At 40.8% G+C, this 12,388-nt stretch carries 14 protein-coding genes and 2 pseudogenes; 5 read left to right on the forward strand and 11 right to left on the reverse strand.

Translation table 11 applies throughout. The annotated features are described in order from the left end of the window. Positions 1–26 precede the first annotated feature (26 nt). From BM195_RS17250 to BM195_RS17265, 4 genes are all read right to left on the reverse strand, one after another. On the reverse strand, positions 27–1,073 hold the full coding sequence (locus BM195_RS17250; RefSeq protein ID WP_090241371.1) for an Ldh family oxidoreductase: 1,047 nt from the start codon (positions 1,071–1,073) through the stop codon (positions 27–29). Beyond that, positions 1,060–2,580, reverse strand: coding sequence for a tripartite tricarboxylate transporter permease (locus tag BM195_RS17255; protein WP_090241373.1), 1,521 nt, complete (start codon positions 2,578–2,580; stop codon positions 1,060–1,062). The genes BM195_RS17250 and BM195_RS17255 overlap by 14 nt, the downstream gene beginning before the upstream one ends. A 13-nt stretch (positions 2,581–2,593) precedes the next feature. Beyond that, positions 2,594–3,037 (reverse strand): tripartite tricarboxylate transporter TctB family protein, encoded by a 444-nt coding sequence (locus BM195_RS17260; protein WP_090241376.1) that lies wholly within the window; start codon positions 3,035–3,037, stop codon positions 2,594–2,596. Positions 3,038–3,099: 62 nt separating this feature from the next. Further along, entirely contained in the window at positions 3,100–4,098 is a 999-nt protein-coding gene (locus tag BM195_RS17265; RefSeq protein WP_090241378.1) for a Bug family tripartite tricarboxylate transporter substrate binding protein, read from the reverse strand. 140 nt (positions 4,099–4,238) lie between these two features. On the opposite strand from BM195_RS17265, the gene BM195_RS17270 reads away from it, so the two are divergent. Next, complete coding sequence (locus BM195_RS17270; RefSeq protein WP_090241381.1) at positions 4,239–5,141, forward strand: LysR family transcriptional regulator; 903 nt, start codon at positions 4,239–4,241, stop codon at positions 5,139–5,141. 360 nt (positions 5,142–5,501) lie between these two features. Beyond that, positions 5,502–5,895, forward strand: a pseudogene (locus BM195_RS17275) (GDP-mannose 4,6-dehydratase); the annotation flags it as partial. A gap of 267 nt (positions 5,896–6,162) precedes the next feature. Here the strand turns inward: BM195_RS17275 and BM195_RS19255 are convergent. Together BM195_RS19255 and BM195_RS17285 are read right to left on the reverse strand one after the other, a co-directional pair. Further along, positions 6,163–6,449, reverse strand: a pseudogene (locus tag BM195_RS19255) (transposase family protein); the annotation flags it as partial. Between the two features lie 198 nt (positions 6,450–6,647). Continuing rightward, entirely contained in the window at positions 6,648–7,406 is a 759-nt protein-coding gene (locus BM195_RS17285; protein ID WP_090241387.1) for a DUF899 domain-containing protein, read from the reverse strand. 470 nt (positions 7,407–7,876) lie between these two features. On the opposite strand from BM195_RS17285, the gene BM195_RS17290 reads away from it, so the two are divergent. From BM195_RS17290 to BM195_RS17300, 3 genes are all read left to right on the forward strand, one after another. Beyond that, positions 7,877–8,209 carry an ArsR/SmtB family transcription factor gene (locus BM195_RS17290; protein WP_090241390.1) on the forward strand — a complete coding sequence of 111 codons (333 nt, stop codon included), beginning with the start codon at positions 7,877–7,879 and terminating at the stop codon, positions 8,207–8,209. Positions 8,210–8,326: 117 nt separating this feature from the next. After that, positions 8,327–8,800, forward strand: coding sequence for an SRPBCC family protein (locus BM195_RS17295; protein ID WP_090241393.1), 474 nt, complete (start codon positions 8,327–8,329; stop codon positions 8,798–8,800). A gap of 112 nt (positions 8,801–8,912) precedes the next feature. Beyond that, on the forward strand, positions 8,913–9,350 hold the full coding sequence (locus tag BM195_RS17300; protein ID WP_090241395.1) for a hypothetical protein: 438 nt from the start codon (positions 8,913–8,915) through the stop codon (positions 9,348–9,350). A 529-nt stretch (positions 9,351–9,879) separates the two neighbouring features. Here the strand turns inward: BM195_RS17300 and BM195_RS19260 are convergent. The 5 genes from BM195_RS19260 to BM195_RS17325 all read right to left on the reverse strand — a co-directional run. Continuing rightward, positions 9,880–10,176: a VOC family protein gene (locus tag BM195_RS19260; RefSeq protein WP_425283938.1), complete on the reverse strand. Its 297-nt coding sequence runs from the start codon at positions 10,174–10,176 to the stop codon at positions 9,880–9,882. A 19-nt stretch (positions 10,177–10,195) separates the two neighbouring features. After that, positions 10,196–10,342, reverse strand: a complete 147-nt coding sequence (locus BM195_RS19265) for a VOC family protein (RefSeq protein ID WP_425283937.1) — start codon at positions 10,340–10,342, stop codon at positions 10,196–10,198. Positions 10,343–10,510: 168 nt separating this feature from the next. Then, positions 10,511–10,678, reverse strand: a complete 168-nt coding sequence (locus BM195_RS18410) for a hypothetical protein (protein WP_170848297.1) — start codon at positions 10,676–10,678, stop codon at positions 10,511–10,513. 114 nt (positions 10,679–10,792) lie between these two features. Continuing rightward, positions 10,793–11,524, reverse strand: a complete 732-nt coding sequence (locus BM195_RS17315) for a DUF899 domain-containing protein (RefSeq protein ID WP_090241404.1) — start codon at positions 11,522–11,524, stop codon at positions 10,793–10,795. Between the two features lie 501 nt (positions 11,525–12,025). Then, positions 12,026–12,388: transposase (locus BM195_RS17325; RefSeq protein WP_139224022.1), on the reverse strand; the 363-nt coding region annotated here is incomplete at its 5' end.

Consider the following 12,388-nt stretch of genomic DNA (forward strand, 5'->3'; position numbering starts at 1 on the left):
CCTCCTGAAATTTTTCTTTATTGTTTTTACGAGATATTATGTTTCTCGCATAGATCCCAAAATTCCTGCAGTGTTTTTTCCGGGATATTAATTTTTTCGGATAATTGCTGCTGTTTTCTTTGCCACTCTATTTCACCTGGTAGATAAACATTTTGACCAGGGATTACAGGTGCTTGTTTAATTGATTGAACAAGTTCATTGATCCGCTTTTTGTATTCTTCCTTATTCATAAAACTATCAGTCTCTACAGCGATAAATAGATGTCCAACATTTCGTTTCTCATCTGCATCGTGATCCACCATCCGCTCACTAAAGTCAGCTCCAGTTAAAACGCCAGCTAAGATTTCTACCATTAGGGCAATACCATATCCTTTATAATCACCAATTGGTAAAACAATACCTTCTAATGCTTTTTGCGGGTCATCTGTCGGTTTTCCGTCAGCATCCAAAGCCCATCCTAATGGAATGGTTTCTCCCTGGTCCCGGGCAACGCGCAATCTCCCTTTGGATACAATACTATTGGCGATATCCAGAGTTACTGGTTGATTGTCAGGATTTGGTACAGAAACTGACCATGGGTTGTTGCCAATCAAACGTTTAATACTTCCTGTCGGCGCAATCGCAGGTGAACTGTTTGTCATTACTATGCCGATTTTCCCTTCCTGGGAGGCCATTTCTGCATAGTAGGCGGCCATGCCAAAATGGTTCCCATTGTGTACAGCCGTAACTCCTATTCCGTAATCGTTGCTTTTTTTAAGTGCTCTATGCATTGCTTCATCTGCAACAACAGCTCCTGGACCATGATCTCCGTCTAATACCTCCAGCCATGGATTGGAATGGACCATATTTATGTTTGGAAGCGGATTAATGCTTTCCGCCTTAAGTTGTTCAACATACCGGGGCAATCGGAAGAGCCCATGTGTGTGTACACCTCTTAGATCTGCATCGAGTAAAGCATCCATCATTGTTGTTGCATCCTTATGACTAACTGATACAGATTTTAGTAATTCGCAACCTTTTTGAACATATTCATCGATAGTTAATTCCTGATGATGATTATTATGCACTGGCATTATTTCTGTCTCCTTTGACTTTTTTGATTAGAATATAAACCCAAATTGCTATAACTGACACAAGCAGTACAATAAAGATTGGGCGGGTAAAAACATCTCCCCAGTTTCCACTGTACATACGGTACATTTTGAAAAACTCGGATTCTACCATGCTGCCTAGAATTAAGCCCAGCACGACGGAAACGATAGGGTAATTTAATTGCCGTAGCACATAGCCAAGAACCCCGAGAACCAATGCAATAATTGGATAGGACATTGAGCCAATCACCGAATACGTACCGATAACAGTCATAATAACAATTGCGGGTATTAGCAAGCGGAGCGGCACATAAACCACTCGAGCAAAATAATAGATAAATATAATACCCACAAAAAGCAATACGATGGCTTGCAGAAAGTTAGACAAAATAAACGCATAAACAATATCCATGGAATCTCTAACCAAGTAAGGGCCGGGTATCATACCATGCATTAAAAAGGCAGATAACAATACAGCAGCTGCGCCCCCACCTGGAATGCCAAACGCTAATGTTGTTGCCATTGCGCCTGCTTCAGAAGCATTATTTGCCGTTTCAGACGCGACAACTCCTCGTGAATCACCTTTTCCAAATTTTGATGAATCTTTGACACTTTCTTTGATCTGGCTATAGCTAATCAGCGAAGCAATTGAACTGCCAGCTGCCGGCAATAAACCAATGCTGACACCGATTATTCCTGATTTTAAAGTCACATAGGCATGACGCAGTCCCTCTCGGATACCAGACACAATTTCCTTAAGGTAATGAATTGCGCCTTTGGCTGATGGAAGATCAGAGTGAGGGTTAGACACCAGCGTTTTTTGACGTATAATATAAAATAACTCAGAGATAGCAAACAACCCGATAACTGCCGGGACAAGGGGGATGCCATCGTACAGTTGATGGAAGCCAAACGTTCCTCGTGGTGCTCCCAAAGGACCTGCCCCAATGGTTCCAATTAACAAGCCAAACACACCAGCTAGCAAACTTTTCAAAAATGTCCCTTCAACCAAACCGATTATGCTCAATGCTATAAGAACAATCATCAATAGTTCAGGCGGACCAAACTGCAAAACAAATCGGCCTAGGGGTTCCATAAAAAACAGGATGACTAAATAAGATATGAGAACCCCAAGAAGGCTGCTGATTAAACTAATTCCAAGTACATAGTTACCTTTTCCTTCTTTTGTTAGCGGGTAGCCATCAAATGTGGTTGCGACAGCACCCGGAGCTCCCGGTATATTAAATGTAGCAGCTGTAATCCCACCCGCGTACACAGCACTCGTATAAACTGAGGATAAAAACACAATTGCCTCAATTGGGCTCATAAACATGGAAGGGGCGAGCATCAAGCCAATGGCGAGAGTAGCCGAAATTCCGGGAATCGACCCCATAATGATACCGTACGCGATACCGAGGAAGATAAATAAGAAAATACGCCAGTCCATTAGCATTGCTACACCGTCAATAAAAGCTTCTGCTTGAATCATTGGACCATCCTCCTCATATAAATATTCCGCTTATAACGCGCTGGTTTAAAAAGACAACAAATAGCCAATAAGTTAAAGTCAGAATAACAGCTGGCACAAGTATAAGCTCTTTCCAATTGCGCGCTCCCAGCCAAAAGGCTGTAATGATAAAGAAGATAAACGAAGCTGTGAAAAAGCCTAGAATGTTTACCGCTGCTAAATAACCGGACATTAAGATCAAGAACACGAGAGGTTTTTTAAAATTAGACCAGGAAATGTTGATCTTCTCGCTTTCCTTTAACCAGCTTCGTACATCAGAAATCACTGAAAGCATAGCCAGGAGGACAAGGACTGCAAATATAATGGAGATCATCGCGTGATGTTCAAAATCACGTGCCTGTGCCAGTACTTCAAGATAGTAGACAATTCCAAAGCCTACTAAAAAGATGACGAATATAATGTTGCCTAAATACTTCATTTTTTTGCCCTCCAGATAAACACGTAATAGTCATAATACCGTGTAAAGGTCGGGGTTCAATTTTATTCAATCAGTTGATCCCCATAGGACTTAATTACTTCATCTGCTTGCTGAACCATTTCTGTAGATGGTTCGATATCCAATAATTCCATTTCGAACTCCGATTCGCTTACCCATTGCTGAAACTCTTCATCAGCGTATACATCCTCTAATGCAGTACGCAATGTTTCAAACCGTTCTGGATAGTTTTCTTTAAAGCTGGCATGTGCCGCTAGAAATCTGAAATTCTGCACAGTACCTACAAACTCTTCATCGGTGAATTCTTGTAACACATCTTTTGCTAATGGAACTGATTCGTCTAGAGGATGAGGTTGATCAGCAAACAAGAGCAACGGCCGCGCATCTTCACCAACTGCTGCCAGAGTCCCCTCAAAATCTGTGGTCATAAAATCAATATTTCCACCGAGGAGAGCCGCACGTTGATCACCACCTCCATCGTAAGGGACTTCACGAAACTCAAGACCAAGTACTTCTTGCATTACGAGCCCGGCAACATGAGAGGCAGAACCCGGTTGAAATCCGAAAGACATATTCTCCGCATCCTCTTGTAATGCTGCTATTAAATCTTCCGCCGTCTGATATGGAGAATCAGCATGAACCCATAAGGCTATAGGCGCTTGGTGAGTGACCCCTGCAACAGCAAAGTCATCAACACTATATTCTCCACCTCGGGCAATTCCACCAGAGAAATGGTATTGTAATGGATAAAACAGAAACGAACCATCATCTTCTTCATTCAAATAACTTGTGGTACCTTGGATTGTCGCTGCACCTGGACGATTTTCTACCGTAACAGGTACCCCTAAATACTCTTCAAGATAAGGAGCTACAGCCCTCGCTTGTCGGTCATTACTTCCACCTTCCCCAGTTGGTACAACCATGGTGATAGGGTCTTCGGGCCAACTTTCTGCTGAAGCGCTTTCATTTGAAGCCTGATTACAAGCACTAAGGAGAACCAATATGACCGCCGTAAAAAGACTCATGTACATAAATTTACGCATCTTAAAAACCTCCTAGATAATATTTGTGGGAAAAGTTGAAAATATTTGTTGATTACCAACTACTATAAATGCTATCCTTGCATAAATCAATATGATTATTTTGTTTATAACATCAAAAAAATTGATAATAGAGGTGTAACATGATCGATAAAATGAAAACTTTTCTTGAAGTTGCTTGCGAAAGGAATATTACAAAAGCTGCTGAGAACCTTTATTCCTCCCAGTCAACCATTAGTATGAAGATCAAATCACTGGAAGATCATTTAGGGACTAAATTATTTGATCGGACTAAAAAAACGATGGGTTTAACAAAGGAAGGTAAAATTTTTTATGACTATGCAAGTGAGATTTGCTCGAAGTATGACGAGGTAAGCACTATAATTCAGCAATTTAAACAGCTCAACATGGGCACTTTGTCTGTGGCAGCAGGCTCATATTTTGGGAGCTACGTGCTTCCAGAACTACTCGGTGCCTATAAGGAGAAATATCCAACACTTGACGTTCAAGTGACGGTAGCCTTCTCGCATATTATCATGAAAGAGGTTATTTTAAATAATCATGAGTTAGGAATTATAGGAGAACTTGAGGAGGCTCTTAGTTACTCGCAATTGGTATGTAAACCATTCTTTGAGGATGAATTGATGGTTATCTGTTCACCAACTCATCCGTCCGCTGAACAAGAGTTTTTTACGATTGATGATCTCAAAAGAAATACGTTTATAAAATCAGACAAATCGTCGGCATTAAGAACGATAATCGAAAAACGCTTGGGAGAAGCAGGTATCAAGACTGCAGGAACAATGATATTAAACAACATTGAAACAATTAAACGCACTGTGGAGCAAAATCTTGGCATATCAATTTTGCCACGATTGTCAGTTATACGTGAATTCAAAACTGAAAAATTAGCAATGAAGCCAATCGAAAATCTTAAATTGACACGTAACCTATACTATATTCATCGAAATGACAAAGTACTCTCGAGACCGGCTGAGAAATTTTTGGAACTTACATTGGATTATTTTCAGAAGAAGTCTGATTGAGGGATCTGTGAATATTATAAGGGATTGTGGTGGGGTACTTAGGGGTGTTGGTAAAACAGCGAGGAAGCTTTTACGAACGCCGATTATTTTCATGTCCAGTATAAGGGGTACATACTAATGTCACTTCCCGGATTTTATCGAATAATTTTCGAGTAATAAATGCCAGCCGAGATACGTCCTGGGGCAGAACACGTCCGGTTCATTTGATTATTGCACATGGATAGAAATACCCCGATCTGAACTTTTCCCAAACGAATTTTGTATTAGTCAATAAGGATTTTCACTTATGGGTGTATCTTTATAATCAAGTAAGGGAGTCAAATTATATGAACAACAACTCACTAAACTCAACCAAGACCTATTTCAGGTGCCGCTGGGTTCATTGGTTTCTATTTATCCAAAAAAACTATTGGGTAAATGCTACATGCCAATCGGCATCGACAATCACAACGATTACTATGACATAAATCTAAAACAAAGACACCTTGATCAACTGTAGCCGTCTCATTCATCTTTATAAAGGGTGATATTTCGGATAAAGCAAAAATCATGGAAGTGTTGAAGAATATTACCCTGATATCGTAGTAAATCTAGCTGCACAAGCCGGTGTCCGCTATTCGATGAAAATCCGGATGTCTATATCCAGAGAAATCTTATCTGTTTCTATAATATCCTGGAAGCTTGCCGTCACAATCCGGTTGAGTATTTAATCTATGTGTCATACAGTTCGGTATATGGCGCGAATAAAAAAGTCGTAACTGCTAAACTAAAGTAGACAGTTTTGCTAAATAAAAATGAACACTTGAGTGAGCCCCCTTTTTTCATAAATGTTACAGTTAAGTTATATAGTTAAGTGGTTTTAACAGTATTACGTCTTCCTTTTTAGAAAGGGTTTTAATATCATAGATTGTATACTAATAGAATGAGAAAGGACGCCATCATGTGAAGTTTCAAACAGACTGATTTCAAGGGATTTGTCGTCGTTTTAGGGTATTGCAAAAATCCAATACCCCTTTTATTGCCTTTGATAGCGCTCAACAATTGAATTATCTTCATAGAATCGTTTCTTACAGTCGCCACAAACATATCGACGTTTTCGATAAATAAGTTTTGTCCTTCTACTGAAGATTTGCGTATGTTTAATCTTCTGTGGTCTATAGTCATGAACTTGATCCGTCCATTGGCCACAACGTGGACAAGAATGGGGTTTCCGCTCCAATTTCACATGAAGTTGATAGTACCCTCGCTATTAAACGACTCTGTAATGATACACGCTTCTAATCCTGGTAAAGAAATGTTAGAATTCAATTACACGCATCTCCTTTTTGTGGTTGGTTTATTGGTCTAAACTCAGTCTAACAAAACTAGGAGATTGCGTGTTTTCTTATGTCCTGATAAGGTATCAGAAAATTACTGTCACCCCAACATTTATTTTAGAGCCCTAATATTAGCTGGTATTGTTGAAAGAACACTATATTTCTCTTTAATGAATCTTCTACTTATGTTTCAATCCAAGAAATTGGGATTCGCGCTACGTGGGGAAATCGCACGACTCTTTGGTTCCTCCCAGGCTTCCTGCCGTCCGAGTGCTGTAAGGTCAAGGAAGTAGTACGAACCTCCAAGCACCTCGGCCCCACGAGCGTACATAGAGTAAGTGTGGAAGACGCGATCACCGTCGCGCAGGAAACAACTATGGCCAGGCAATTCGGTCGGTTGTTCATCCCCTACGTGTATACCTGCCTGTTCAAGTTCCGCCTTGGTCCGGTAGTTGTACTCTATAGGGACGATAGATTCGTCCAACGTGACGTGGAAATCATAATTAAAGTCGCTACCGTATGAAGAGTACCAAGGGAAATTCCAGCCCTTTTTCTCCTTGTATGCCTCGATCTTTGCTAGTGGTGCGCGAGAGATCGTCACGAACGTGGTATCACGAGCGTTCAGATGTTCAAGAAGACCCTTAGACACCTCGTCGGCTGCTGCTGAGCAACTCGGACAACCATTGTCCCAACTTGGATCAAACATAAAGTGGCGGACAAAGAGCTGGCGACGACCGTCGAACAGATTAAGCAGTCTGGCCTTGCCATCTGGTCCTTCGAAAACGTAATCCTTATCAATCTCGACCATTGGGAGACGACGGCGCTCAGCGTTCAGCGCATCACGCGCACGGGTGGCTTCCTTTTCTTTGGCTAGTAATTCCTTTCGAGCCACAAGCCACTCATCTCGGGACACGATGCTTGGCAATTGTATATTATTTTCTGTTTTCATACACAATCTCCTTTCTAATTTTTTTAAGCCTATCACAAAAACCTACATAAGAATTCTTCTCGATTGCTTAAAAACCCTTCTTTTTCAATTAACTAGCCCTACAATAGCAAATTGGGTGCTGTCTTTTATTCCTGAACTGCACCCTATCGTATTATTTGGTCAGCCGGTCAATTGAACTGGTTGGCCTATTTTTTATAGGTTTCATATACTTGAGGAAGTCGGGGGAGGACGTCTGCACCCGTGGGACACTGATCCCGTCCGTAATACTATCCACCCCTTCCTTGGATCTATGTCAAGAAATTGGACACATAAAATGTTGAATACCCCTTCCACCCCTACCGCGCCTCGCTTGCTGGCCTCTCTGATAACTAATGGGTAATCTTCCTCCCTCTAATTTCCTTAGCTTATTTTATAAAAAAATTTCATATTATTCCTTTACAGGAATATTCCTATTAAGGTATATTAATAATATGAAAACATTTAGTGCACTTTCTGAGCCAAATCGGCTCCGCATTGTCGAACTCTTGCGTAACAGCCCTCTTACAGTTGGGGAAATAGCTGATCAACTTGGAATACGCCAGCCGCAAGCTTCCAAACATCTAAAGGTACTTAAAGAAGCCGGGCTTGTTGAAGTACAGCCGATCACCAATAGACGGGTCTATAAGCTGCGGAAGGAGCCGTTTAAAGAGCTTGATGCCTGGTTGGATTCCTACCGCCGTGTCTGGGACGAGAGATTTGACCGGTTGGAAGACTACTTGCAGGACTTGCAAAGAAAGGACGTGAATCATGACGACAAGCAGTAGTTCTGCAAAAAATTTTTATAACAATGGAGGGATGCTATGAGAACAATAAACAATGAGATCGTTTAAACGAGCTTGCAAGTATCAAACTTAAAATAATCATTTTTGAGGAGGACAATGATGAGTAAGAACAATTTAGTCATCAATCGTGAAGAGTTAGCATTTACCATGTCAAGGGTCTTAGACGCTCCGCGAGAGAAGGTATGGAAAGCGTGGACAGAACCAGATCAGATTCCACATTGGTGGGGGCAGCGAAGCAGCACTACCCTCGTCGACAAAATGGATGTACGCGTGGGGGGTGAATGGCGCTATATTGAAAAAGACAGTGAGGGCAACGAATACGCCTTCAATGGTGTGTATAAAAAGATTGTGCCAAATGAGCATCTCGTCTACACTTCTGAATTTGAACTCATGGCCGGACACATTTCAACAGAAACGATAACATTTGAAGAAACGAAAGACGGTAAAACCAAATGTACATCCAGAACAACTTTTGAAAGTGTAGAAGATCTTGATGGAACGATACAGTCCGGTATGGAAGAAGGTGCTAAAGAAACTTGGGATCAATTGGAAGAACTCGTAACGAAGGCTTAAATGCATGATCGAAGGTTTCAAAAATACCGTTGAGTTGAACGGATGGGTAATATGTTAATAAGATTTGTAAGAAGAAATAAGAGGAGCCTAAAAAATTGAAAGGAGAATGTATATGTCTGATGAAAATGCTAAAGCACAAGAATGGGAGTTGCCTAGCCCCAATCCTGACCTCAAAGCCCTGAACCGCTTGGTAGGTACCTGGGAAGTCGGTGACGGAGCTGAAGGAACCATAATATATGAATGGATGGAAGGTGGATTCTTTTTGATCCAACACGGTATGGAAATAAAGGGAATGGAGATTATCGGCCACTTACGACCATTCGGCGAAGACCCAGGCAAAGACATTAAATCTCGCTTCTACGACAATATGGGGAATACCTTCGACTACGTCTACGAAATGAACGGCGATACGCTAACCATCTGGGGCGGCGAAAAGGGCTCACCTGCCTACTTCAAAGGTACATTCAGCGAAGACGGCAACTCCAACACAGGTCGATGGGTCTACCCAGGTGGTGGCGGCTACGAATCAACTATGATAAGAGTGAAGTGATATAGGAACAAAACAATAAATATGGCAACCTGGGGCGTAAACAATGGAGAAAGTATACACCAGCCATATATCGAAATCCGCGGCACTCAAGAAAACAACCTGAAAAGTATAACCGTGCAAATTCCTAAAGGAAAAATTACGATTTTTGTTGCTGTGTCCGGCTCGGGAAGATCGTCAATTGTAAATGGAGAATATCAATACTATGTTTTGGTGGCTGGGACATAAGTCGAAAACTAATTGATTTGGTACAAATCACAAAAAGTAAAACCGCATGAAATCAAGGTTTTTAAATTCGATTTCATGCGGTTTATTCGTTTTAAAAGGGTTTGTCCCAGCCCCTTTTAATTATTTAGGTAAGTTTATTGGTTTCCGAAAGGCGGGGGGGCACCAAAATCATTGGATGCTACCTTTACTCCAATATAGAAAGAGCGCTTCTTTATTCCATTAAAGCGCCCTTTAGTTGAAGACCAATATTCGTTGTTGAACGTAGCTGCCACTCACTACCGATTAGATAAAGTTGTATTTATATCTAATCTTTAATGATCAACATATTTGAGTCATCAAATTCCCAGTTAGAGCCATAAGCAACCTCCCAATAATAACCATCAGGGTCAATGAAATATCCTCCATATCCTCCCCATGACAATTTCTTCGGCACCTTAACAACCTTGGCGCCGACTTCTTTTACTGATTGAAGAATATCATCAACCTCATTTTCAGATTTCGCATTATAAGCAAGCGTGATACCGGAGAAACCCCCTTTTGATAACTCGGGAGGATTTTCTTCATTGATATCCTTTGATATCCTTTGATATCCTTTGCTAATTCTTCAATTGGAAATAACTCTAACTTTGATCCTTCATTTTTAAAGAACACAATAACAGGTTTTTCCTCATCCCTGTGACCGACGCTTCAAAACCGATGTCGCGGTAAAATTTCAGCGATTTTCCAATATCTTTAACACCTAAAGTAATGAGATTAATTCTATTCATACAGATACCAACTCCTTTTAAGTTTGTTCTTTAAAAAGAGTTCGACAAATGAATAAACTTTCCTTTATTTGATGCTAACTTTCTTTTATATTGATAGTGGCTTACAAACAAAAGACGAGCACCCCTTTATTCCAGATAGGCGCCCTTTCCTGGAACAAAGGTAAATTATTATCTTTCTTTATTCTCAAGGTCTTTGACCCTTTTTTCCAGATTTGAAATCTCTTCTTTTAAATTATCATTTGGAGTTTTTATCCTGTGTGTTACGCTTTTAAGAATTGCAATTACAGCTATAATTAAAACAATTACTCCGGCTACAAATATTAAAATTATCTCCATAAGTTACCCTTTCCTTTCTACAACAATATGGCCAAGCCAATAGGGACGGCACTCTTGTTCCTGATAAGCGCCCGATTGTTGCACTATACCACAATTACTGATAATTACGCGTGGTCACCTTTTCAAATGACAGCATGAACCTGAATCTTCAGGGTGATCGTAAGCGTCATGTAAACGCCACCACTCATACGGGGGAGATTGCGGGCAACCTTCAGGCGAGTTTTCCCAAGTTTCCTGTCGACCTAGTGGTGTCAGGTCAAGGTAGTTAAAATTACTAAAGAGCGTATCGAGACCTCGTGAATACGTAGAATACGTATGAAAGATGCGATCAGCGTCACGGAGGAATACACTCAATCCCTGATGCTGACGCTGAACTCCACTCTCCGATGTAGCCTCAAAATCATAATTAAAATCACTGTCGAAAGAGGAATACCACGGCATATACCAGCCCATACGTTCTTTAAAGGGTTCTATCTTGTTCAACGGCGCTTGTGACACCAAAACCAAAGAAGTATCACGAGCATACAAGTGAGAAAGGTGTCCCATGCTGTCAACTATCATGGAACAGCCCTCGCAACCCTCATCCCAACTCGGATCAAACATAAAGTGATAGACAATAAGCTGGCGGCAATCCCTAAATAAATCAAGTAAACCAACTTTGCCTTCTGGTCCTTCAAAGATATAACTCTTATCAATTTCAACCATTGGCATCCTACGACGCTCGGCACTCAATTCATCCCGCGCACGAGTCATCTCCTTCTCCTTTGTTAGCAAATTCTGACGAACAGCTAGCCATTCATCTCGTGTAACAATTTTTGGAAGATATGTGCTATTCTCTGTGCTCATATAATATACTCCTTTCTCATTTTATTCGTTATATACTTCTATCCCTTAGCTTAAAATCCTGCATATTCAACAAAATGGCCCCTCGTATTAAGAAGGACGCACTTATTCGATTAGTGCGCCCGATAACGGAAACTAATGACTTTTCCTTCTGCCATCCAACTTTCTTGATACATAAAAACATAGAAAACCAGAACCTAAAGAAATTAGAAAAGGTACGATAGCAAGTATTGGCATTATAATTGTCCAATAAAGCAAATAGGCACTCACTGCAAATATAAACCAACTAACTATAAACAAAAAACTCGATAAAAATTCTTTCATTGCAACCAAACATATCGCATCCCTTATAGTTAAGTATGAGTACCTTCTTCAACAATCCCAGCTAACAAGAAGTCAACCCCTGAGACTAAAAAAGTTTCTAAGAACATGATACAATAAATTCACAACGACAAATAGCCTTCCCAATCGGAAGGCAATAAAGAATATTCGTTCGTATTGTTCCTAAGCTTCTACAAAAGCTTCTTTTCGCTTAAGCATGTAAAAGATCCAATGAATCAGCTTGTTCATGCACGCCCCCATTACGACTTTATGCGGTTTGCCTTCTTCTCGATTGCTTTGATAAAAAGCGATAAGTCTCGTATTTCGTGATTTACGCAAACCACATAAAACAGCGGTATACAAGGCTTGACGCAGTTTACTGGAACCGCGTTTGGTCATGCGATTTTGCGTGGCTTTGAATTTTCCTGATTCATGAACCCTGGGGTCAACCCCCGAAAAAGCAACTAACTTTTTCGGATGATGAAATCGATCAATTCCCCCGATTTCGGACAAAATTGTTGCCGCAATCTTGTCTCCGACTCCTGG

The sequence above is a fragment of the Lentibacillus halodurans genome (assembly GCF_900112045.1).
Taxonomy (GTDB): Bacteria; Bacillota; Bacilli; order Bacillales; family Amphibacillaceae; genus Lentibacillus; species Lentibacillus halodurans.